General features: G+C 64.2%; 19 protein-coding genes. 13 read left to right on the top strand and 6 right to left on the bottom strand.

The genetic code is table 11. The annotated features are described in order from the left end of the window. Positions 1 to 2 precede the first annotated feature (2 nt). The 6 genes from BMY03_RS09940 (at position 3) to gcvP (ending at position 8,759) form a co-directional block, all read left to right on the top strand. Positions 3 to 1,220 (top strand): 2-octaprenyl-3-methyl-6-methoxy-1,4-benzoquinol hydroxylase, encoded by a 1,218-nt coding sequence (locus tag BMY03_RS09940; protein WP_177182900.1) that lies wholly within the window; start codon positions 3 to 5, stop codon positions 1,218 to 1,220. 117 nt (positions 1,221 to 1,337) lie between these two features. After that, positions 1,338 to 2,339: an extracellular solute-binding protein gene (locus BMY03_RS09945; protein ID WP_094010946.1), complete on the top strand. Its 1,002-nt coding sequence runs from the start codon at positions 1,338 to 1,340 to the stop codon at positions 2,337 to 2,339. Between the two features lie 114 nt (positions 2,340 to 2,453). After that, complete coding sequence (locus tag BMY03_RS09950) at positions 2,454 to 4,076, top strand: ABC transporter permease (RefSeq protein WP_094010947.1); 1,623 nt, start codon at positions 2,454 to 2,456, stop codon at positions 4,074 to 4,076. A gap of 123 nt (positions 4,077 to 4,199) precedes the next feature. After that, positions 4,200 to 5,282: a glycine cleavage system aminomethyltransferase GcvT gene (gene gcvT, locus BMY03_RS09955; protein ID WP_038707020.1), complete on the top strand. Its 1,083-nt coding sequence runs from the start codon at positions 4,200 to 4,202 to the stop codon at positions 5,280 to 5,282. A gap of 48 nt (positions 5,283 to 5,330) precedes the next feature. After that, entirely contained in the window at positions 5,331 to 5,714 is a 384-nt protein-coding gene (gene gcvH, locus BMY03_RS09960; RefSeq protein WP_094010948.1) for a glycine cleavage system protein GcvH, read from the top strand. Positions 5,715 to 5,885: 171 nt separating this feature from the next. Further along, on the top strand, positions 5,886 to 8,759 hold the full coding sequence (gene gcvP, locus BMY03_RS09965; RefSeq protein WP_094010949.1) for an aminomethyl-transferring glycine dehydrogenase: 2,874 nt from the start codon (positions 5,886 to 5,888) through the stop codon (positions 8,757 to 8,759). Between the two features lie 32 nt (positions 8,760 to 8,791). Here gcvP and BMY03_RS09970 read toward each other — a convergent pair whose 3' ends face one another. The 3 genes from BMY03_RS09970 to BMY03_RS09980 all read right to left on the bottom strand — a co-directional run bounded on the left by BMY03_RS09970 (position 8,792) and on the right by BMY03_RS09980 (position 11,281). Then, a complete protein-coding gene (locus BMY03_RS09970; RefSeq protein WP_023631628.1) occupies positions 8,792 to 9,106 on the bottom strand; it encodes a DUF2388 domain-containing protein in 315 nt (104 codons plus the stop codon). A gap of 92 nt (positions 9,107 to 9,198) precedes the next feature. Beyond that, positions 9,199 to 10,857 (bottom strand): GspE/PulE family protein, encoded by a 1,659-nt coding sequence (locus BMY03_RS09975; RefSeq protein WP_094010950.1) that lies wholly within the window; start codon positions 10,855 to 10,857, stop codon positions 9,199 to 9,201. 97 nt (positions 10,858 to 10,954) lie between these two features. After that, positions 10,955 to 11,281 (bottom strand): hypothetical protein, encoded by a 327-nt coding sequence (locus tag BMY03_RS09980; RefSeq protein ID WP_094010951.1) that lies wholly within the window; start codon positions 11,279 to 11,281, stop codon positions 10,955 to 10,957. A 125-nt stretch (positions 11,282 to 11,406) separates the two neighbouring features. Between BMY03_RS09980 and BMY03_RS09985 the strand changes: the two genes are divergently transcribed. Then, positions 11,407 to 11,877 carry an Lrp/AsnC family transcriptional regulator gene (locus BMY03_RS09985; protein ID WP_023631494.1) on the top strand — a complete coding sequence of 157 codons (471 nt, stop codon included), beginning with the start codon at positions 11,407 to 11,409 and terminating at the stop codon, positions 11,875 to 11,877. Positions 11,878 to 11,929: 52 nt separating this feature from the next. Here BMY03_RS09985 and BMY03_RS09990 read toward each other — a convergent pair whose 3' ends face one another. Continuing rightward, a complete protein-coding gene (locus BMY03_RS09990) occupies positions 11,930 to 13,309 on the bottom strand; it encodes a CYTH domain-containing protein (RefSeq protein WP_038707017.1) in 1,380 nt (459 codons plus the stop codon). A 138-nt stretch (positions 13,310 to 13,447) separates the two neighbouring features. Here BMY03_RS09990 and argE point away from each other — a divergent pair, with 138 nt between their 5' ends. Both argE and argA read left to right on the top strand, forming a co-directional pair. Further along, the gene (gene argE, locus BMY03_RS09995) at positions 13,448 to 14,593 is read left to right on the top strand and encodes an acetylornithine deacetylase (RefSeq protein WP_023631495.1); all 1,146 of its coding nucleotides are present in this window, start codon (positions 13,448 to 13,450) and stop codon (positions 14,591 to 14,593) included. A 108-nt stretch (positions 14,594 to 14,701) separates the two neighbouring features. Beyond that, a complete protein-coding gene (argA, locus tag BMY03_RS10000) occupies positions 14,702 to 16,000 on the top strand; it encodes an amino-acid N-acetyltransferase (protein WP_038707016.1) in 1,299 nt (432 codons plus the stop codon). Between the two features lie 45 nt (positions 16,001 to 16,045). On the opposite strand, the gene BMY03_RS10005 is transcribed toward argA, so the two are convergent. Together BMY03_RS10005 and BMY03_RS26110 are read right to left on the bottom strand one after the other, a co-directional pair. Continuing rightward, the gene (locus BMY03_RS10005; protein WP_038707015.1) at positions 16,046 to 17,422 is read right to left on the bottom strand and encodes a glutamine synthetase family protein; all 1,377 of its coding nucleotides are present in this window, start codon (positions 17,420 to 17,422) and stop codon (positions 16,046 to 16,048) included. A gap of 272 nt (positions 17,423 to 17,694) precedes the next feature. Next, positions 17,695 to 17,958: a hypothetical protein gene (locus BMY03_RS26110; RefSeq protein ID WP_143067539.1), complete on the bottom strand. Its 264-nt coding sequence runs from the start codon at positions 17,956 to 17,958 to the stop codon at positions 17,695 to 17,697. A gap of 131 nt (positions 17,959 to 18,089) precedes the next feature. Here BMY03_RS26110 and BMY03_RS10015 point away from each other — a divergent pair, with 131 nt between their 5' ends. From BMY03_RS10015 to BMY03_RS10030, 4 genes are all read left to right on the top strand, one after another. After that, a complete protein-coding gene (locus BMY03_RS10015; protein WP_038707014.1) occupies positions 18,090 to 19,448 on the top strand; it encodes a glutamine synthetase family protein in 1,359 nt (452 codons plus the stop codon). 48 nt (positions 19,449 to 19,496) lie between these two features. Then, entirely contained in the window at positions 19,497 to 20,858 is a 1,362-nt protein-coding gene (locus tag BMY03_RS10020; protein WP_094010952.1) for an aspartate aminotransferase family protein, read from the top strand. A gap of 169 nt (positions 20,859 to 21,027) precedes the next feature. Further along, positions 21,028 to 22,125: a polyamine ABC transporter substrate-binding protein gene (locus BMY03_RS10025; protein WP_094010953.1), complete on the top strand. Its 1,098-nt coding sequence runs from the start codon at positions 21,028 to 21,030 to the stop codon at positions 22,123 to 22,125. A 161-nt stretch (positions 22,126 to 22,286) separates the two neighbouring features. Beyond that, complete coding sequence (locus tag BMY03_RS10030) at positions 22,287 to 23,381, top strand: polyamine ABC transporter substrate-binding protein (RefSeq protein ID WP_094010954.1); 1,095 nt, start codon at positions 22,287 to 22,289, stop codon at positions 23,379 to 23,381. Positions 23,382 to 23,397 lie beyond the last annotated feature (16 nt).

Below are 23,397 nucleotides of genomic sequence, written 5' to 3' on the forward strand. Positions count from 1 at the left end.
AAATGCGCGCAGATCTGTTGATTGTCGGTGCCGGCATGGTCGGCAGCGCCCTGGCCCTGGCCTTGCGCCACAGTGGCCTGGAGGTGCTTCTGCTCGACGGTGGGCCGTTGTCGGTCAAGCCGTTTGACGGCGAGGCGCCTTTCGAACCAAGGGTCAGTGCCCTGTCGGCGGCCAGCCAGCGCATTCTCGAGCGCCTGGGGGCCTGGGAGGGCATCGCCCGGCGCCGTGTCTCGCCGTACTCGGACATGCACGTGTGGGATGGCAGCGGCACCGGCGAGATTCATTTTTCCGCGGCCAGCGTGCATGCCGAGGTGCTGGGGCATATCGTCGAGAACCGTGTGGTCCAGGACGGCCTGCTGGAGCGCCTGCACGACAGCGATGTCGGGCTGCTGGCCAATGCCCGCCTGGAACAGTTGCGCCGCTCCGGTGACGAATGGTTGGTGACCTTGGCCGATGGTCGCAAGCTGCGCGCGCCGCTGGTGGTCGCCGCTGACGGCGCCAATTCGGCTGTACGTCGCCTGGCCGGTTGCCAGACCCGTGAATGGGATTACCTGCATCACGCCATCGTCACCAGTGTGCGTTGCAGTGAGGCGCACCGCGCCACGGCCTGGCAACGCTTCACCGACGAAGGCCCGCTGGCCTTCCTGCCGCTGTCGCGTGATGGCCGCCAGGACTGGTGCTCGATCGTCTGGTCGACCACGCCGGAGCAGGCCGAGCAGGCCATGGCGCTGGACGATACGGCGTTCCGCAAGGCGCTTGAGCGTGCCTTCGAAGGCCGTCTGGGTGACGTGCTCGAGGCTGATCCGCGGGTCTGCGTGCCGCTGCGCCAGCGCCACGCCAAGCGTTATGTCGATGAAGGGTTGGCGCTGATCGGCGATGCCGCCCACACCATCCATCCGCTGGCGGGGCAGGGGGTCAACCTGGGCTTCCTCGATGCCGCCGTGCTGGCCGAAGAGCTGGTACGTGCCAGCGAGCGCGGCGAGCGCCTGGCCGATGTGAAGGTGCTGAGCCGCTTCGAACGGCGGCGCATGCCGCACAACCTGGCGCTGATGGCGGCGATGGAGGGCTTCGAGCGGTTGTTCCAGGCCAACCCGTTGCCGCTGCGCTGGTTGCGCAATAGTGGGTTGAAGTTGGTGGAGCAGATGCCGGAGGCCAAGGCGCTGTTCGTGCGCCAGGCATTGGGGTTGTCCGGGGACCTGCCGGATTTGGCCAAGGCCTGAAGGTTGCTGGGGCTGCGCAGCAGCCCCTTGCAACATCCGGTAACGGCTAAGCAGATGAGTAGGAAAATGGGATTCACTACCATTTGCACCTCTCAACCCAGCGAGGAGTACCCCCCGATGTTGCCCCGCAAGCCCCTACTGGCCGCCCTGGCCCTCACTTTGTTCGGCGGCACCGCCCAGGCGGCGGAAGAAGTGGTGGTGTACTCCTCGCGCATCGACGAGCTGATCAAGCCGGTGTTCGACGCCTATACCGCCAAGACTGGCGTCAAGATCAAGTTCATCACCGACAAGGAAGCGCCCTTGATGCAGCGCATCAAGGCCGAGGGCGAGAACGGCGTGGCCGACCTGCTGCTCACCGTCGATGCCGGCAACCTCTGGCAAGCCGAGCAGATGGGCATCCTGCAACCGATCAAGGCGGCCACCATCGACCAGAACATTCCGCCGCAGTACCGCGCCTCGTCCCACGACTGGACTGGCCTGAGCCTGCGCGCACGGACCATCGCCTACTCCACCGACCGGGTCAAACCCACCGAGCTGACCACCTACGAGGCCCTGGCCGACAAGCACTGGGAAGGCCGCCTGTGCCTGCGCACGGCGAAGAAGGTCTACAACCAGTCGCTGACCGCCACCCTGATCGAGAAACACGGCGAGGCCGAGACCGAGAAACTGATCAAGGGCTGGGTCAACAACCTCTCCACCGACGTGTTCTCCGACGACACCGCAGTGCTTCAGGCCATTGCCGCCGGCCAGTGCGACGTGGGCATCGTCAACACCTATTACTACGGGCGCCTGCACAAGGAAAAGCCTGATCTGCCGGTGAGGCTGTTCTGGCCCAACCAGGGTGACCGCGGTGTGCACGTCAACCTGTCGGGCATCGGCCTGACCAAGCATGCGCCGCATCCCGAAGCGGCAAAGAAACTGGTGGAGTGGATGACCGGCGAAGAGGCGCAGAAGCTGTTTGCCGACATCAACCAGGAGTTCCCGGCCAACCCGAAGGTGAAGCCATCGGCGGAAGTGGCGGCCTGGGGTAGCTTCAAGGCCGACAGCATTCCGGTGGAAGTCGCAGGCAAGCGCCAGGCCGAAGCCATTCGCTTGATGGATCGGGCTGGCTGGAACTGAGTACCGCCTTATCCTTGAGAACCGATCGCGGGGCAAGCCCGCTCCCACGAACCATGCGGACGTGGGAGCTGGCTTGCCCCGCGATGCTATCGCACAGCCATCGAGATTTTCGATTTGCCCCATTATCCCCAACGCCGCTGGTACCTGCCGGTCTTCCTGGTCGCCGCCCTGGTCTTGCTGCCGCTCAGTGTCTTGCTGTTGTCATGGCAGTCGGTCGACACCCAGATCTGGTCGCACCTGCTCGACACCCAGATGAGCCGCCTGCTGGGCAATACCCTGACCCTGGTGCTGGGCGTGGGTATCGGCGTGAGCGTGCTGGGGGTTAGCCTGGCGTGGCTCACCAGCCTCTGCGAATTCCCTGGCCGGCGTTGGCTGGATTGGGCGCTGATGCTGCCGTTCGCCATCCCGGCCTATGTGCTGGCTTTCGTCTTCGTCGGCCTGCTCGATTTTGCAGGCCCCGTGCAGACCGCGCTGCGCGAGGTGTTCGGGCCCATGCGCCTGCCCAGGGTGCGCTCCACCGGTGGTGTGATCACGGTATTGGTGCTGGTGTTCTACCCCTACGTCTACCTGCTGGCGCGCACGGCCTTCCTGGCCCAGGGCAAGGGCTTGATGGAGGCGTCGCGGGTGTTGGGGCTGTCACCGCTGCAGGCCTTCTGGCGGGTGGCCTTGCCCATGGCGCGGCCGGCCATCGGCGCCGGCATCGCCCTGGCACTGATGGAGACCCTGGCCGATTTCGGCGCGGTGGCAGTATTCAATTTCGACACCTTTACCACAGCCATCTACAAGACCTGGTACGGCTTCTTCAGCCTCTCCAGCGCGGCGCAACTCGCCAGCCTGCTGCTGCTGGCGGTGATGCTGGTGCTGTATGGCGAGCGCCGGGCCCGAGGCGCCAGCCGCAGTGGCAACGAACGCCCGAGGGCGCAGGCGCTTTATCACTTGCGGGGGATCAAGGCGTTGGCTGCCAGTGGCTGGTGCCTGCTGGTGTTCGCCTGTGCCTTCGTCATTCCGATGCTGCAGTTGCTGGCGTGGTTCTGGCAGCGCGGGCGGCACGACCTCGACGAGCGCTATCTAGGCCTGGTCATGCACACCCTGTACCTGGGGGCCATGGCGGCGCTGATCACGGTCAGCGTGGCCATGCTTCTGGCGTTCGCCAGGCGGCAGGCCCCGACTGCCGGTATCCGCGCCGGGGTTGGATTGGCCAACTTGGGTTACGCCTTGCCCGGCTCGGTGCTGGCCGTGTCGATCATGCTGGCGTTCAGCTACCTGGACAACCAGCTGGTAGTGCCGCTGTCCCAGTGGTTGGGCGGGGTGGGCAAGCCGTTGTTGCTGGGAAGCTTATCGGCATTGTTGCTCGCCTATCTGGTGCGGTTCATCGCCGTGGCCTATGGTCCGCTGGAGAGCAGCCTGGAGCGGATCCGCCCATCGCTTCCGGAAGCGTCGCGCAGCCTCGGGGTCGCTGGCCCAGGATTGTTTTTCAAGGTGTATCTGCCGTTGCTGGTGCCCGGCGCCCTCAGTGCCGCCCTGCTGGTGTTCGTCGATGTACTCAAGGAGATGCCGGCGACTTTGCTGATGCGCCCGTTCGGCTGGGATACCCTGGCCGTGCGCGTGTTCGAGATGACCAGCGAGGGCGAATGGGCGCGTGCTTCGCTGCCAGCGTTGACCCTGGTACTGGTCGGCCTGCTGCCGGTGATCGGGCTGATCCGCCGCTCGGCCCATCGTCCGGGGCATCCGCGCTGAGGGTGTCACGCAGCGCCCTTGCGGCTACAATGCGCGGCATTCGCAGCGACGGGTCTACAAGAACAGGTGATGACAGAACATCGCCGACCGCCGCTGCCTCGCCACGCCCGGAAGGAGAAACCCATGGGACAGCGTACGCCTCTGTATGACCTGCACCTGGCGCTCGGCGCCAAGACGGTCGATTTCGGCGGATGGGACATGCCCCTGCACTACGGCTCGCAAGTCGAGGAGCACCACCAGGTGCGCAGTGACTGCGGGGTGTTCGATGTTTCCCACATGACGGTCATCGATATCGATGGCTGCGCCGCCACGCCCTGGCTGCAACACCTGCTGGCCAACGACGTGACGCGCCTGGAAAGCCCCGGCAAGGCCCTCTACAGCCCGCTGCTCAATGCCGAGGGCGGGGTAATTGACGATCTCATTGCCTACCGCACCGAAGACGGTTATCGCCTGGTGGCCAATGCCGCCACCCGCGACAAGGTGCTGGCCTGGCTGCAGGCCCGCAGCGAAGGCTTCAAGGTGAATTTCAAGGCACGGCCTGAACTGGCCATTCTCGCCATCCAGGGGCCGCATGCCCGAGAAAAGGTCGCTGCCCTGCTCAGCGCCTCGCGGGCCGCGCTGATCCGCGAGCTGCGCCCCTTCGAAGGCCTCGCCGACGGTGACTGGTTCATCGCCCGCACCGGCTATACCGGGGAAGACGGGCTGGAAATCATTCTTCCGGGCGAACAGGCCCCGGCGTTCTACAACGACCTGGTCGGCGCCGGTATCGCCCCGAGCGGCCTGGGCGCCCGCGATACGCTGCGCCTGGAAGCCGGCATGAACCTGTATGGCCAGGATATCGATGAAGCCCATACTCCTTTGACCTCCAACCTGGGCTGGAGCGTCGCTTGGGAGCCGGTCGGGCGCGAATTTATCGGCCGCAGTGGCTTGCTCGCTGAAATCGAACAGGGCGTGAAGGAAAAACTGGTCGGTCTGGTGCTCGAGGAGCGTGGCGTATTGCGCGCGCATCAGGTGGTCCGTGTATCCGGGATTGGCGAAGGGGAGATCACCAGTGGTAGTTTCTCGCCTACGCTGAGCAAATCCATTGCCCTGGCCCGCGTGCCCATGGCCACCGGTGACCGGGCCGAGGTGGAAATCCGCGGCAAGTGGTACCCGGTGCGAGTGGTAAAGCCGACCTTCGTGCGCCATGGCAAGATCCTGATCTGAACATTAACGGCGGGCCGTCCGCTGACCCATTACGAGGAATACAAGACAATGAGCCAAATCCCCGCCGACCTGCGTTTTGCCGAAAGCCACGAGTGGGCTCGCCTGGAAGCCGATGGCACGGTGACCGTGGGTATCAGTGATCATGCCCAGGAAGCGCTGGGTGACGTGGTGTTCGTCGAGCTGGCCGAAGTCGGCAAGGTGTTCGCCGCAGGCGACGCCGCTGGCGTGGTCGAGTCGGTCAAGGCCGCCTCGGATATCTATGCGCCGGTGGGTGGTGAAGTCATCGCGGTCAACGAAGAACTGGCCGACAGCCCGGAGCTGCTCAACGAAGAACCTTACGAATCGTGGATCTTCAAGCTGAAGCCGAGCGACAAGTCCGAGCTGGACAAGCTGCTGGATGCAGCAGGCTATACAGCGCTGATCGGCGAGTAACAGGGCCGCCCTTATCGCGGGGCAAGCCCGCTCCCACGGAGTATTCCTTGTGGGAGTGGGCTTGCCCCGCGATAAGGGCCGCACGGCAAACGCAATAATCCCCGCACATTCGGCAATCCTTCCTAGACTTGTAAGTCTCCATGAGAGCTGGTCCAGGAAGAGATCGTCGCCATGTCCCAGTCGCCATCGCTGAGCCAACTGCAAGAGTCCAACCCTTTCCTGCGTCGCCACCTGGGGCCCGATGCCCAGGAGCAGCAGGCCATGCTCGACGCCCTCGGCGTCGCCAGCCGCAGTGAACTGATCGAGCAGACGGTGCCGCCGGGCATCCGCTTCAATCGCCCACTCGACCTGCCGCCGGCCCTCGATGAGCAGGCCGCACTGGCCAAACTCGCGGGCTACGCTGCGCAGAACCAGCTGTGGACCAGCCTGATCGGCATGGGCTACCACGCCACCATCACCCCCACGGTCATCCTGCGCAACGTGCTGGAGAACCCTGGCTGGTACACCGCCTACACGCCCTACCAACCGGAGATCGCCCAAGGCCGGCTGGAGGCGCTGCTGAACTTCCAGCAAATGGTCATCGACCTTGCCGGCCTGCCCCTGGCCAATGCCTCGCTGCTAGACGAGGCCACCGCCGCGGCCGAGGCGATGGCCCTGGCCAAGCGCGTGGCGCGCAGCAAGAGCAACGCCTTCTTCGCCGACGAGCACTGCCACCCGCAAACCCTGTCGGTGCTCAAGACCCGCGCCGAGGGGTTCGGCTTCGAGCTGATCGTCGATTCGGTGGATAACCTGGGCCGGCACCAAGTGTTCGGCGCGCTGTTGCAATACCCCGATACCCACGGCGAGGTGCGCGACCTGCGCCCGCTGATCGACCAGCTGCATGGCCAGCAGGCCCTGGCCTGCGTCGCCGCCGACATCCTCAGCCTGGTGGTGCTGACGCCGCCCGGCGAACTGGGTGCCGACGTGGTGCTCGGCTCGACCCAGCGCTTTGGCGTGCCCATGGGCTATGGCGGGCCGCACGCGGCCTACTTCGCCTGCCGCGACGACTACAAGCGCGCCATGCCCGGGCGCATCATCGGCGTATCACGTGATGCCCGTGGCAACACCGCGCTGCGCATGGCCCTGCAGACCCGCGAGCAGCACATTCGTCGCGAGAAGGCCAACTCCAACATCTGCACGGCCCAGGTGCTGCTGGCCAACATCGCCGGCTTCTACGCCGTCTATCATGGCCCCGAGGGCTTGCAGCGCATCGCCCAGCGCGTGCATCGGCTGACGTTCATCCTCGCCGCCGGCCTCGAAGCCAAAGGCATCAAGCGCCTCAACCAGCATTTCTTCGACACCCTGACGCTGGACGTCGGCGGCACCCAGGCGGCGATCATCGAAAGCGCCGAGGACGCCCGCGTCAACCTGCGCATTCTCGGTCGCGGGCACCTGGGGCTGAGCCTGGACGAGACCTGCGACGAAGCCACGGTGCTGAAGCTGTTCGATATCTTTCTTGGCGTCGACCACGGCCTGGACATTGCCGCCCTCGACCAGCAGGCCCTGCCCGAAGGCATCCCCGGCGCGCTGGTGCGGCGCACACCGATCCTGCAGCACCCGGTGTTCAACCTGCACCACAGCGAGACCGAGATGCTGCGCTATCTCAAGCAGCTGGAGAACAAGGACCTGGCACTCAACCAGTCGATGATCCCGCTGGGCTCGTGCACCATGAAGCTCAATGCCACCAGCGAGATGATCCCCATCACCTGGCCTGAATTCGCCCAGCCGCATCCGTTCGCCCCGGCGGCGCAGGTGCAAGGATACAAGGCGATGATCGATGAGCTCGAAGCCTGGTTGTGTGCCATCACCGGCTTCGATGCGATCTGCATGCAGCCCAACTCGGGCGCCCAGGGCGAGTACGCCGGGCTGATGGCGATCACTCGTTATCACCAGAGCCGCCACCAGGCCGGGCGCACGATCTGCCTGATCCCGTCCTCGGCCCATGGCACCAACCCGGCGTCGGCGCAGATGGCCGGCATGGAAGTGGTGATCGTCGAGTGCGACGAGGATGGCAACGTTGACCTCGATGATCTCAAGGCCAAGGCGCGCCATGCCGGCGAGCGGCTGTCATGCCTGATGGTGACCTACCCGTCTACCCATGGGGTGTACGAAGAGGGCATCCGCGAGATCTGCGAGGTGGTGCACCAGCTTGGCGGGCAGGTTTACATGGACGGCGCCAACCTCAATGCCCAGGTGGGGCTGACGCGGCCGGCGGACATCGGTGCCGATGTCTCGCACATGAACCTGCACAAGACCTTCTGCATCCCCCATGGCGGCGGTGGCCCGGGCATGGGGCCCATTGGCATCCGGGCACACCTCAAGCCGTTCGTGGCCAGCCACCCGGTGGTGCCGGTGCCGGGGCTGGACCCGAACAACAGCGCGGTGAGCGCGGCGCCGTGGGGCAGCGCCAGCATCCTGCCGATCAGCTGGATGTACATCGCCATGATGGGGCCGCAGCTGGCCGATGCCAGCGAGGTGGCGATCCTGTCCGCCAACTACCTGGCCAGCCAGCTGCGCGATGCCTTCCCGGTGTTGTATCGCGGGCGCAACCAGCGCGTGGCCCATGAATGCATCTTCGATCTGCGCCCGCTCAAGGCGTTGACCGGCATTACCGAGGAGGACGTGGCCAAGCGCCTGATGGACTATGGCTTCCATGCCCCGACCATGTCGTTCCCGGTACCGGGCACGTTGATGGTCGAGCCCACCGAGAGCGAGTCGAAGGCCGAGCTGGACCGTTTCGTCGAAGCGATGCTGGCGATCAGGGCGGAGATTGCCGAAGTCGAGGAAGGCAACTGGCCGGCCGAGGACAACCCGCTCAGGCACGCGCCGCATACCCTGGCCGATGTACTGGCGCCGTGGAGCCGGCCATACAGTCTCGAGCAGGGCATCGCCCCCAGCGCTCACGCCCGCCAGCACAAGTACTGGCCGGCGGTGAACCGGGTCGACAATGTGTATGGGGACAGGAATCTGTTCTGCGCGTGCGTGCCGGTGGAGGCGTATCGTTGAGCTAGCGATCCACCTCCACTGCAGGAATGGACTTACTCGGCCACGGCGTTCTTGGCCAGGATCGCGTTGGCCAGTTCCATGTCACTGGCCTGCACGCCCGGATTGTCCGCGCGCACCTGGCGGATCGCTGCTTCCAGGAACGGCCCGCGAATGGCGCCCTCACTGGCAACGAAGCTGCCGGCGTCGTCCTGGGCGGCGACGATCAGCTTGTGGTCCTTGAAGGTCAGGTAGGTCGAGGCGGTGGTCGCACCGGAGGAGATGATATTGCGCCAGAACGTGTCGGCCATGGCGGAGCCAAGGGGCAGCGAGAACAGGACGGTGGCTGCGATGGCTGTTTTGAGACGCATGATGAATCACCTCGGTGTATGAGGGCGGTTGAGATGCCGATTTGATCGTTGCCCATGGCCCCAAGTTCCCGGCTACAAAGGAGATTTCTTGGTTATCCACAGACCCGCAGGACCTCTTCGGTACAGGTTCTGCCCTGGGCGACCCGCTCCCCACCGTGCCGTCGAAGGTCACGCAGCCCGTCTACCTTGGCCTGTTGCCGCAGGGCTGCGAGGTCGCTGGCGGGGGTGATCCGTTCGCGCAACGCGGTGCTGACCTGGAGCAGTTCGAACAGCCCGGTACGCCCATGGAAACCCGTGCCCCTGCATTGCCGGCAGGCCTGGCGATCCTGCGGGCGAAGCTCCAGACATGCGCGACATAGCGTGCGCACCAGGCGCTGGGCCATGACCCCGAGCAGAGTCGCCCTGATCAAGTAGTCGGCGACACCCAGCTCCAGCAGGCGGGTGATCGCGCCGCAGGCGTCCTGGGTATGCAGGGTCGACAACACCAGATGCCCGGTGAGGGCCGCCTGCACGGCCACCTGGGCGGTTTCCCGGTCGCGGATTTCGCCGATCATGATGATGTCCGGGTCCTGGCGTAGCAGGGCGCGGGCACCGCTGGCGAAGTCCAGCTCCAGGCTGGGTTGGACCTGCAACTGGTTGATCATCGGTTCAAGGCGCTCGATCGGGTCCTCGATGCTGCACAGGTTGACCTGGGGGCTGGCCAGGTGCCGGAGGCTGGCGTACAGGGTGCTGGTCTTGCCCGAGCCGGTCGGCCCCGTCACCAGCAGGATGCCCTGACGTTGTTGCAGCAAGGCCAGCCACTGCTCCAGCAACGCGCCCTCCAGGCCCAGGGTTTCGAGGCTGTCGTGCAATTGTTGAGGGTCGGACAGGCGCAGCACCAGCTTCTCGCCGAACGGGGTGGGCAGGGTGGACAGGCGCAGCTCCACCTCGGCGCCGCTGGGCAGGCGGGTTTTCAGGCGGCCGTCCTGTGGCCGGCGCTTCTCGGCGACGTTCATGCGGCCCAGGTGCTTCAGCCGGCTGACCATTGCCAGGGTGACGCTGGCCGGGAAGGCATACACCGCGTGCAGCAGGCCATCGATGCGCAGGCGCAGATGGCCTTGTTCACGGCGGGGCTCCAGGTGGATATCGCTGGCGCGCTGCTCAATGGCGTACTGCAGCATCCAGTCGACGATGTGCACGATATGGGCATCGTCCGCGCTGGCCTGGGTTTGCCTGGCACCTAGTTCGAGCAGTTGCTCCAGCTCGCCGAGGCGGGGCAACTGGCCAAGGCCTGCGCCGCGCACGGAGTGGGCCAGGCCCAGGAAGGTCGGGCGCAGCTGGCGCAGCTGTCGCGGACTGGCCAGCACCCGGCGCACTGCCTTGCCCAGGCTGCGGCTCAGGTCTGCCTCCCATTCGCGTTGATAAGGCTGGGCGCTGGCCACCGTGACACTGTGTTCATCCACGGCCACGGCGAGGATGCCATGGCGCTGGGCGAAGGCGGCGGACATCAGCCCGGCCACGCGCACCAGGTCGACCTGCAAGGGGTCGATTGCCAGAAATGGCTGGCCAACCCGGTCTGCCAACCAACGGCACAGGGCATCCAGCCCCAGCGGGTGGCCGATGGCGGCGATCAGCTCCAGGGGATGTTCGCCAGGGTGGGCCTTGGCGCGCTCGAGAGCCGCGAGCGCGGCTTCGGGGGCGATCCGCTGCTCCGCCAGCAAGGCGTCCAGCAGGCGATTGAGGTCGAGATCAAGGTGGTCGTTGGCGAGCATGCAAGCGTCCTTGCCGGGCTTCAGAGGCTTGGGCAAGGCTAGTCGTGCAGGACGCACGGCGTCGGTGCAAAGGGTTTCCGGACATTGCCTGCCGGTTTCAACGGCGGGCGACCTCCGCAAGCTGTGGCAGGTTCGCCAGGCACACTTCGCTAACGCAGACCAGGTTGCGCAGTTTCTGCGCGATGACTTCGGCTCGGTGCCAGCTCAGGCCGCCGACGCCGATCGCCACGTCCAGCAGATCGTCGCACTGGCTCACGTTGACGCTGTGCGGGGTGAGGAACTGCAGGGCGAACAGGTTGAGCACGCGACACAGGCTGTCCGGTTCGGCGTCGGCCTGCAGGCGGTAGTGCACAGTGCAGTGGACAGTGTTGGCGGCCCAGGCGTCGAGGCGGGGCAAGTTGAGGGGCCGTTCGAGTGCGTTCATGCTGGGTCTCCGCGAAAGTGGAGAAATTCTTGCACGTCAGACGGGGCATTTTTTCGCTATGATTCGCCAATATCGCGCTAATTCGAATTTTTTAATTCGCAAAAATGCAAATTGGAGAATTAATAATGCTTGGCGAATTGGACGCTTATGACCGGCGCATTCTTGAACTGCTGCAAGACGACGCCTCGCTGTCCAGCGCGCAGATCGCCGAGCGTGTGGGCCTGTCGCAGTCACCTTGCTGGCGGCGCATTCAGCGCCTGAGAGAGGAGGGGGTGATTCGCGGCCAGGTGACGCTGCTGGACCGCAAGAAGGTAGGGCTGAACACGCAGATCTTCGCCGAAGTGAAGCTCAACGCCCATGGCCGTTCGAACTTCGCCGAGTTCACCGAGGCGATCCGCGGTTTTCCCGAAGTGCTGGAATGTTATGTGCTGATGGGGGCGGTGGACTTCCTGCTGCGTATCGTCACCTCGGATATCGAGGCTTACGAGCGGTTCTTCTTCGAAAAGCTGTCGAACGTGCCGGGTATTCAGGAAGTCAACTCGATCGTGGCGTTGTCGGAGATCAAGTCGACCACGAGCCTGCCGCTGAGGCCCTGAAGAGCCAATCGCGGGCAAGCCCGCTCCCACGAGTGCAGGAGCGGGCGGCCACTCAGGCCTTGAGCAGGTGCTTCCAGGCGCGGTTCTGCTCGATGGCGCGAGCCTGCTCGATGCGGGCTTCGAGCAGTTCGCCCTTGTCTTCCTCCAGTAGCGGCAGTTCAGCCAGCTCGTGCAGCTTGTTCAGCTCGCCGTAGAGGCGGTCCTGCTGTGGCAGGTCGAGCACTTGGCGGGCGTGGTGCAGCCAGGTCTGCACGGTCTCGATGCGCGGCAGTTGCTCGGCCAGGTCCTCTGGACGCTGCACATACAGCGGCAGCTTCAGGGCGCGGGCTTCCTCGCCCAGCAAGTGCTGCAGCCAGCTGGCCAGCTGCGCCTTGCCCTGGCGCTCGCCACGGCCCTTGCGCTCGACGGTCCAGGCGCGGGCGGTCAGCCAGCGTGCGGTCTCCAGGGAGAACTGGCCCCAGCGCGGATCTTCCAGCTCTTCGGCGAACTGCTCGGGGGCGGCGCGACGGATGTCCTCGTCGTCATTGCCGGCCAATACCAGCGGGCGCCAGTCTTCCAGCAACGCATCGAGGCTGGCGCGCAGGGCGCGGGTGGTCGGGCGCGGTGCCGCCTGGCCGAGGCTGGCGGTTAGGGCGCGCAGTTCGGCCAGACAGCGAACCCAGTCCTGCAGCAGGCGCCAGTGGCCATTGTGGCGATACTGCTCGGCCAGGCGCTGGCTGCTGCCCAGCAGTTGCCAGGCCAGGGCGGCGTAGGCGTCGTCCATCGGCATCTCGGCGTGCAGCTCGGTCACCGGCAGGCCCAGCTCGTAGCTGTCCGGATCGAGCAGGCGGTAGCCGCGCTCGGCCTTGCTGATGTCGCAAGGCATCAGGGCGAGGCTGGCAGACAGCTCGGCGGCCAGTTCCAGCAGCGCCTCTGGGGCACCTTCACGCAGTTCCAGTTCCAGCTCGCAAATTTCTTCCTTGCGCTTGCCGGCGATCACGAAGCCCTGGTCGATGGCCGCTTCGATCACTACCTTGGCCTTGCCGCGGCCCCAGGCGATCTCGGCGTACTCGCGGGTGAAATCGGTGGTGAACAGCGGTTTGATGGCCTTCTTGTCCAGCCCGGCCAGTTGCTCGGGCCAGCAGGTGCCATCGAGTTTCTTCAGGTCGAGCTTGACCTTGTCCAGGTGCCATTCGAACTCGTTGCGCTCGGACAGGCCGGCCACGCTCTGGCCGCGGCATTTGAGGGTCTGGATGATGACCTCGCCGTCGCGGCGCAGGCGCAGGGCGACACGGGCGGCGGACAGGTCGCGCTCCGGGGTGTCGAAGTACTGGTTGAGCAGTTCGCGGGTCTGCCAGCCGGACTTGTTGCGCTTTTTCAGCAGCGGGTGCTCGCGCAGGGCGGCAAGGGTCTCGCGACTGGCGCGGAGTTTGAGTTCGGTTTCTGTGTGCATCGCGGGCTCGGAAGGAGGGGCATCGTGATTGGGCAGTCTACAGCACTTGCGGCTTGAATCCTTGCTTGTGGGCGCGCGCTTGCCTTGCGGGTCTTTTGCATTGTTATGATGCCCCTCACGCCTCCGAGGAATCCGCGCATGCCGTTGCCATCGCTGAAAGACCAGTTTGCCGCCCTGATCGCCGCACCTTCGGTCAGTTGCACACAGGCTGCGCTGGACCAGTCCAACCGAGCCGTCATCGACCTGCTGGCCGGCTGGTTGGGTGACCTGGGTTTCACCTGCGAGATCCAACAGGTCAGCCCTGGCAAGTTCAACCTGCTGGCCAGCCGCGGCACCGGCCCGGGCGGGCTGGTGCTGGCCGGGCACAGCGACACGGTGCCCTTCGACCCGCAACTGTGGAGCAGCGACCCGCTCAGGCTCACCGAAGTCGATGGCCGTTGGGTCGGCCTGGGCAGTTGCGACATGAAGGGCTTCTTCGCCCTCGTCATCGAGGCGGTGATCCCGCTGCTCGAGCACGATTTCAAGCAGCCTCTGCTGATCCTCGCCACCTGCGACGAAGAAAGCTCGATGTCCGGGGCCCGGGCCCTGGCCGAGGCCGGCCAGCCCCTCGGGCGGGCGGCGGTGATCGGCGAGCCCACCGGGCTCAAGCCGATCCGCATGCACAAGGGCATCCTCATGGACCGCATCGACATTCTCGGGCGCAGTGGCCATTCGTCGGATCCGAACCTGGGCCGCAGCGCCCTGGAGGCCATGCATGCGGTGATGGGTGAGCTGATGGCGCTGCGCCGCAGCTGGCAGGAGCAGTACCGCAACCCCCAGTTCACGGTGCCTGCCCCGACCCTGAACTTCGGCTGCATACATGGCGGCGACAACCCCAACCGCATCTGTGGTCAATGCGCCCTGGAGTTCGACCTGCGCCCGTTGCCAGGCATGGATGTGGAGCAGCTGCGCGCAGCGATCCGCGGCAAGCTCACCCCGCTGGCCGAACGTCATGAAGTGCGTATCGACTATGCGCCGCTGTTCCCGGAAGTGCCCCCGTTCGAGCAGGCTGCCGACAGCGAGCTGGTGCGCCTGGCCGAGCGCCTGACCGGCCATCGCGCCGAAGCAGTGGCCTTTGGTACCGAAGCGCCTTATCTTCAGCAGCTCGGTTGCCAGACCATCGTGCTGGGGCCCGGGGACATCGCCTGTGCCCATCAGCCCGGCGAGTACCTTGAAATGTCACGTATCGAGCCTACCGTGCGTCTATTGCGTGACCTGATCCGGCACTATTGCCTGAACCATTGAGCTTTCCTGAGCAGAGGAGACCGCGCGTGACCGCAAGCCTGTTCCGACGATGACTTTCGAACGTTGTGCGCCTTTTCGTTCTCCGTTCACTTATCCACAGGCCTTGTCATGCCCGATTACGTCAACTGGTTGCGCCATGCTTCTCCCTACATCAACGCCCACCGCGATTGCACTTTCGTGGTCATGCTCCCCGGTGATGGCGTCGAGCACCCGAACTTCGGCAACATCGTCCACGACCTGGTGCTGCTGCACAGCCTGGGCGTGCGCCTGGTGCTGGTCCACGGTTCACGTCCGCAGATCGAGAGTCGCCTCGCCGCACGCGGCCTGACCCCGCACTATCACCATGGCATGCGCATCACCGATGCGGCCACGCTGGACTGCGTGATCGACGCTGTCGGCGCCCTGCGCCTGGCCATTGAAGCGCGCCTGTCGATGGACATGGCGGCCTCGCCCATGCAGGGCTCGCGCCTGCGGGTGGCCTCCGGCAACCTGGTCACGGCACGGCCAATCGGGGTGCTTGAAGGGGTCGACTATCACCATACCGGAGAAGTGCGCCGCGTCGACCGCAAGGGCATCAATCGCCTGCTCGATGAACGTTCCATCGTGTTGCTGTCGCCGCTGGGCTATTCGCCGACCGGCGAGATCTTCAACCTCGCCTGCGAGGATGTGGCCACCCGCGCCGCCATCGAGCTGGGCGCCGACAAGTTGCTGCTGTTCGGGGCCGAGCCGGGTCTGCTGGACGAGCGTGGGCAATTGGTGCGCGAGCTGCGCCCGCAGCATATCGCGCCGCACCTGCAGCGGCTGGGCAGTGACTACCAGGCCGAGCTGCTGGATGCCGCCGCCGAGGCCTGCAAGGGCGGTGTGGCACGCAGTCATATAGTCAGTTATGCCGAGGACGGCGCGCTGCTGACCGAGCTGTTCACCCGTGGGGGCGGTGGCACGCTGGTGTCCCAGGAGCAGTTCGAGGTGGTGCGCGAGGCGACCATCGAGGATGTCGGCGGCCTGCTGGAGCTGATCAGCCCGCTGGAAGAGCAGGGCATCCTGGTGCGCCGTTCACGGGAGGTGCTGGAGCGGGAGATCGAACAGTTCAGCGTGGTCGAGCGCGAGGGCATGATCATCGCCTGCGCGGCGCTTTACCCGATTGCCGATTCCGAGGCGGGGGAGCTGGCGTGCCTGGCGGTAAACCCGGAGTACCGGCATGGCGGGCGTGGTGACGAACTGCTCGAGCGCATCGAGGAGCGGGCGCGCACGCTGGGGCTCAATACCTTGTTCGTGCTGACGACCCGGACCGCACACTGGTTCCGTGAGCGCGGCTTCTCGCCCAGTGGCGTGGAAAGGCTGCCGGCGGCGCGGGCTTCGCTGTACAACTACCAGCGTAATTCGAAGATCTTCGAGAAACCGCTCTGATGCCGAGGCAATGAAAAACGCCGCCCTTGTGGGCGGCGTTTTCGTTTACACGGTGTGCAAGTACCAGTTGTACTCGAGGTCGGAGATCGAGTGCTCGAACTCCTCCAGCTCGCTTTCCTTGCACGCGACGAAGATGTCGATGTACTTCGGATCGATGTACTTGTTGAGGATCTCGCTGTCGTCCAGCTCGCGCAGTGCATCGCGCAGGTTGTTCGGCAGGCTCTGCTCCAGCTGCTCGTACGAGTTGCCTTCGATCGGCTCGCCCGGTTCGACCTTGTTGGTCAGGCCATGGTGCACGCCGGCCAGTACCGCAGCCATCATCAGGTACGGGTTGGCGTCGGCGCCGGCCACGCGGTGCTCGATGCGCACGGCATCCGGCGAGCCGGTCGGCACGCGCAGCGCCACGGTACGGTTGTCCAGGCCCCAGCTCGGTGCGTTCGGCACATAGAACTGCGCGCCGAAACGGCGGTACGAGTTGACGTTCGGGCAAAGGAACGCCATCGAGGCGGGCAGGGTCTCGAGCACACCGCCGACAGCGTGACGTAGCGCGGCGTTCTGCTCGGGATCCTCGCTGGTGAAGATGTTGTTGCCATCTTTGTCCAGCACGGAAATGTGTACATGCAGGCCGTTGCCTGCCTGGCCCGGGTAGGGCTTGGCCATGAAGGTGGTGTCCATTTCATGGTCGTAGGCGATGTTCTTGATCAGGCGCTTGAGCAGCACCGCATAGTCACAGGCCTTGAGCGGGTCGGCGACGTGGTGCAGGTTGACTTCGAACTGCGCCGGGGCGCTTTCCTTGACGATGGCGTCGGCAGGAATGCCTTGCTCCTTCGCACCTTCGAGGATGTCCTGCAGGCAGTCGGCGTATTCGTCGAGGTCGTCGATCAGGTACACCTGGGTCGACTGCGGGCGCTTGCCGGAAATCGGCGAGCGTGGCGGCTGCGGGCGGCCGTTCACGTTCTCCTGGTCGATCAGGTAGAACTCCAGCTCGAACGCGGCGCAGATGGTCAGGCCCAGGTCGGTGAACTTGCTCACCACCTGGCGCAGTACTTCACGGGGGTCTGCGAAGAACGGCTCGCCTTCGATCTCGTGCATGGTCATCAGCAGCTGCGCGGTCGGGCGCTTCTGCCAAGGCTCGTTGCAGAGAGTGTCGGGGATCGGGTAGCAGATACGGTCGGCATCGCCGATGTCCAGGCCCAGGCCTGTGCTTTCGACGGTTGAACCGTTGATATCCAGGGCGAAGAGGGAGGCCGGCAGGTTGATGCCTTTCTCGTAAACCTTGTGGAGGCTGGTGCGCTCTATGCGCTTGCCGCGCACCACACCATTCATATCTGCAATCAGAAGGTCAACGTAGAGAACCTCAGGATGTTCCTTAAGGAACGCGTTCGCTTCGTTAAGCTGAACGGCACGCGGGGGTACCGACATGATGCAACACCTTTGTTGTTAAAAATATCAATCAAGGGGGGCTTGCAACCCCAGTCAATCGGAAAGACCAGGTTAAGTCAAGCCAGCACCCTGATGCCCTTAAATGGCACATCTACGGCAGATTTGCTGCATCTCGGGGCGTGCCATTATCCGCTATTTTCGACTTGAAGGGTTATCCCGAGCGGGGCGTGTTTTATTTTTTACGGGGGAGTTGTGTAAAAAAATGAACGAGGCTAAGCTCGGCATCAACCCAGAACACAATAATACGAGGGTCACATGGTCCGCCTGTCGAGACCTGCCAGCGCCGCATGCACGGTGCGTTCAGGTACATCTCCCGGTTGCCGTCCGGTCACTGCACGCCTGCTTCGAAGGTGCGCCGCGCTGGCCGCAATAATTGACGGTTCGCTTGAAAAAGCCATGCCTCGTAACGCTTTAGCGCAACACCTCCTTTCCTTCTGCCCTTCGTTTTCTATCCGGACGCGCGCCCATGGCGTGTATCCATTGTCGTCCTGCGCGAGGGTTTTTGCTTTAGCCATGCACAGCATCCAGAATCAAGGCGCGGGCCTGTCCTGGCCCCTCGGCGCGCTGCGCGCCGACTTTGTCCGACGCTTGGCGTCAGTGGCCGCCGGTTGCCGCCAACCGCGCCACATTACCTCCTGAGGTATTTATGAGTAACAACCTCGACCAGCTCACCGATTGGTTGAAAGAGCACAAGATCACCGAAGTGGAATGCCTGATCAGCGACCTGACCGGTATCACCCGCGGCAAGATCTCGCCCACCAACAAATTCATCGCCGAAAAGGGCATGCGCCTGCCCGAGAGCGTGCTGCTGCAGACCGTGACCGGCGATTACGTCGACGATGACATCTATTACGAACTGCTCGACCCGGCCGATATCGACATGATCTGCCGCCCCGACGAGAACGCGGTGTTTCTCGTGCCATGGGCCATCGAGCCGACCGCCCAGGTGATCCACGACACCTACGACAAGAAGGGCAACCCGGTCGAGCTGTCGCCGCGCAACGTGCTGAAGAAGGTCCTTAAACTCTACGCAGACAAAGGCTGGCAGCCTATCGTCGCCCCCGAGATGGAGTTCTACCTGACCAAGCGTAGCGAAGACCCGGACTTTCCGCTGCAGCCGCCGGTGGGCCGTTCCGGCCGCCCGGAAACCGGCCGACAGTCGTTCTCCATCGAGGCGGCCAACGAATTCGACCCACTGTTCGAGGACGTCTACGACTGGTGCGAGCTGCAGCAGCTGGACCTCGACACGCTGATCCACGAGGACGGCACCGCGCAGATGGAAATCAACTTCCGTCATGGCGACGCCCTGCACCTGGCCGACCAGATCCTGGTGTTCAAACGCACCATGCGCGAGGCGGCGCTCAAGCACAACGTGGCCGCCACCTTCATGGCCAAGCCGATGACCGGCGAGCCGGGCAGCGCCATGCACCTGCACCAGAGCGTGGTAGATGCCGTCACCGGCAAGAACATCTTCTCCAACGCCGACGGCAGCATGAGCGAGTTGTTCCTCAATCACATCGGCGGCCTGCAGAAGTTCATCCCCGAGGCGCTGCCGCTGTTCGCCCCCAACGTCAACTCGTTCCGCCGCTTCCTGCCGGACACCTCCGCGCCGGTGAACGTCGAGTGGGGCGAAGAGAACCGCACCGTCGGCTTGCGCGTACCGGATGCCGGGCCGCAGAACCGCCGGGTCGAGAACCGCCTGCCGGGCGCCGACGCCAACCCGTACCTGGCCATCGCCGCCAGCCTGCTGTGCGGCTATATCGGCATGGTCGAAGGCATCGAGGCCAGCGCGCCAGTCCAGGGCCGCGGCTACGAGCGCCGAAACCTGCGCCTGCCGCTGACCATCGAGGACGCCCTCGAGCGCATGGAAATCAGCCGTGCGCTGGAGCAGTACCTGGGCAAGAAATTCATCACCGGCTACGTCGCCACCAAGCGCGCCGAGCACGAGAACTTCAAGCGCGTCATCAGCTCCTGGGAGCGAGAGTTCCTGCTGTTTGCTGTGTGATCAACCCTGAGGCCGCCAGGGCGCGGCCACCGGACCATGGAGAAGCACATGAGCGTCAACAACCCGCAAACCCGTGAATGGCAAACCCTGAGCGGCGAGCACCACCTTGCACCTTTCAGCGACTACAAACAGCTGAAGGAAAAGGGGCCGCGCATCATCACCAAGGCGCAGGGTGTGCATTTGTGGGACAGCGAGGGGCACAAGATCCTCGACGGCATGGCCGGCCTGTGGTGCGTGGCGGTCGGCTATGGCCGTGAAGAGCTGGTACGGGCGGCGGAGCAGCAGATGCGCGAGCTGCCGTACTACAACCTGTTCTTCCAGACGGCCCACCCGCCGGCGCTGGAGCTGGCCAAGGCGATCACCGACGTGGCGCCTGCCGGCATGACCCATGTGTTCTTCACCGGCTCCGGCTCCGAGGGCAACGACACCGTGCTACGCATGGTCCGCCACTACTGGGCGCTCAAGGGCAAGCCGGGCAAGCAGACGATCATCGGTCGCATCAACGGTTACCACGGTTCCACCGTCGCCGGTGCGAGCCTGGGCGGCATGAGCGGCATGCACGAGCAGGGCGGCCTGCCGATCCCGGGCATCGTGCATATCCCGCAGCCGTACTGGTTCGGCGAGGGTGGCGACATGACCCCGGATGAGTTCGGCGTATGGGCCGCCGAGCAGCTGGAGAAGAAAATTCTCGAAGTCGGCGAGGACAATGTCGCCGCCTTCATCGCCGAGCCGATCCAGGGCGCCGGCGGGGTGATCATTCCGCCAGACACCTACTGGCCGAAGATCAAGGAAATCCTCGCCAAGTACGACATCCTCTTCGTTGCCGACGAAGTGATCTGCGGTTTCGGCCGCACTGGCGAGTGGTTCGGCTCCGACTACTACGGCCTTGAACCCGACCTGATGACCATCGCCAAGGGCCTGACTTCCGGTTACATCCCCATGGGTGGTGTGATCGTGCGTGACACTGTGGCCAAGGTGATCAGCGAAGGCGGCGATTTCAACCATGGCTTCACCTACTCCGGCCACCCTGTGGCGGCAGCGGTGGGCCTGGAAAACCTGCGCATCCTGCGTGACGAGCAGATCGTCGAGAAGGCCCGCGATGAAGTGGCACCCTACTTGCAAAAACGACTGCGTGAGCTGCAGGACCACCCACTGGTGGGCGAGGTGCGCGGCCTGGGCCTGCTCGGCGCGATCGAGCTGGTCAAGGACAAGGCCACCCGCAGCCGTTACGAGGGCAAGGGCGTGGGCATGGTCTGCCGCAACTTCTGCTTCGACAACGGCCTGATCATGCGCGCCGTCGGCGACACCATGATCATCGCGCCGCCGCTGGTGATCAGCCGCGAAGAAGTGGACGAGCTGGTGGAAAAGGCGCGCAAGTGCCTGGATTTGACGTACGAAGCGATTAAATGACGGTCTGCTAGGCTGGCGAGGTGACATTAAGTCCGTTACAGGCGCTGCTTTTGTTGAAACAGCGCCTTGTAACTTGCCAGACTAACGGCTGTTTCAGTCGCCCAGCGCGTGACCCGTGGGACCTGGCTGCTGAACAGATGGCTTGATAATAAATTCTGGAGCATTACGCATGAAGAAATTGGGCAAGACGCTGCTGGCCGCCGCCCTTATGGGTGCCATGGCCACCGCTGTTCAGGCTGACGACAAGGTGCTGCACGTCTACAACTGGTCGGACTATATCGCCCCGGACACCGTGGCCAACTTCGAGAAAGAGACCGGCATCAAGGTCGTCTACGACGTCTTCGACAGCAACGAGACTCTTGAAGCCAAGCTGCTGGCGGGCAAGTCGGGTTACGACATCGTCGTGCCGTCCAACAACTTCCTGGCCAAGCAGATCAAGGCCGGCGTCTATCAGGAGCTGGACCGCTCCAAGCTGCCGAGCTGGAAAAACCTCGACCCGGCCCTGCTCAAGGCGGTCGGCGATGCCAGCGACCCGGGCAACAAGTACGCCTTCCCCTACATGTGGGGCTCCATCGGCATCGGCTACAACCCGGAGAAGGTCAAGGCCGCGCTGGGCGTCGACAAGATCGACTCGTGGGACGTGGTGTTCAAGCCAGAGAACATCGCCAAGCTCAAGAGCTGCGGCGTGAGCTTCCTCGATGCGCCGACAGAGATGATCCCGGCCGCGCTGCACTACCTGGGCAAACCGAGCGACAGCACCAAGAAAGAAGACCTGAAGGCGGCCGAGGACCTGTTCCTGAAAATCCGCCCTTCGATCACCTACTTCCACTCTTCCAAGTACATCTCGGACCTGGCCAACGGCAACATCTGCGTGGCCGTGGGTTACTCGGGTGACCTGGAGCAGTCCAAGGCCCGTGCCCACGAGGCCGGCGACAAGGTCAAGCTGAGCTATGTCATTCCGAAGGAAGGTGCTGGCACCTTCTATGACATGGTCGCCATCCCGAAAGATGCCGAGAACGTCGACGCCGCCTACAAGTTCATGGAATACCTGCTGCAGCCGAAAGTGATGGCCGGTATTACCAACGCCGTGCGTTTCCCGAACGGTAACAAGGCAGCCACCGAGTTCGTCGACAAGGACATTACCAGCGATGCGGCGATCTACCCTTCCGAGGAAGTGAAAGCGCAGCTCTACGCGATCAAGGCGCCCGAGAAGACCGCCCAGCGCGAGATCACCCGCAGCTGGACCAAGATCAAGTCGGGCAAGTAAGCCCGATGCGGCAACCTCTGGGCCGGGCTTTTCCGGCCCAGAGGCCAGTAACGGCAAATAAGTTTGCGGCATCCACGCCGTGAAGGTAAGTTGCGCGCCGGTTTTGCGTGTGCGGCCGAGGTTTACTGCCCGCAAAGGCACTGATTGTGAGGACCACCCACTTGTCTATTTCTTTTTTTCGCCAGGCCTTGATGGCCGGAGCGGGTCTGACGCTGGCTTGCAGCGTCCAAGCGGCGCCCACGGTGCACATCTACAACTGGTCCGACTATGTCGGCCCCACCACGCTCGCCGATTTCCAGAAGGAAACCGGGATCGAGCCCAAATACGATGTCTTCGACAGCAACGAGACGCTGGAAGGCAAGCTGCTGGCCGGGCGCACCGGCTATGACGTGGTCGTGCCGTCCAACCATTTCCTCGGCAAGCAGATCAAGGCGGGCGCGTTCCAGAAGCTCGACCGCGACCTGCTGCCCAATTATGCGAACCTCGACCCGGCGCTGATGAAGCGCCTGGAGAAGAACGACCCGGGCAACCAGTACGCCGTCCCCTACCTGTGGGGCACCAATGGCATTGGCTACAACGTCGAGAAGGTCAAGGCGGCGCTGGGCACCGACAAGATCGATTCCTGGGCGGTGCTGTTCGAGCCCGACAACATGAAGAAGCTCAGCAAGTGCGGCGTGGCCTTCCTCGACTCCGCCGATGAGATGCTGCCGGCGGTGCTCAACTACATGGGCCGCGACCCCAACAGCAGCAACCCCAAGGACTACGCCGATGCGGAGAAGAAACTGCTGGCCGTGCGTCCCTACGTGACTTACTTCCATTCTTCGAAATACGTCACCGATCTCGCCAACGGCGACATCTGCGTGGCCGCCGGCTTCTCCGGCGACGTGTTCCAGGCCAAGGCCCGCGCTGAAGAGGCGAAGAAGGGCGTGAAGCTGGCCTACGCCATCCCCAAGGAAGGCGGCAACCTCTGGTTCGATGTGCTGGCGATTCCCAAGGACGCCAGCAACGTCAAGGAGGCCCATGCCTTCATCAACTATTTGCTGAAACCTGAGGTTATCGCCCAGGTCAGTGATTACGTCGGTTACGCCAACCCGAACCCCAAGGCTGGCGACCTGATGGACCAGGCCGTGAGGACTGACGCCGCGGTTTACCCACCGCAGGAAGTGCTGGACAAGATGTTCGTCAACGCCGAGTTGCCACCCAAGGTGCAACGTTTGATGACCCGCAGCTGGACCAAGGTCAAGTCGGGCAAGTAACAATCCAGGCCCGCCA

Source organism: Pseudomonas soli (assembly GCF_900110655.1).
GTDB classification, from domain to species: domain Bacteria; phylum Pseudomonadota; class Gammaproteobacteria; order Pseudomonadales; family Pseudomonadaceae; genus Aquipseudomonas; species Aquipseudomonas soli.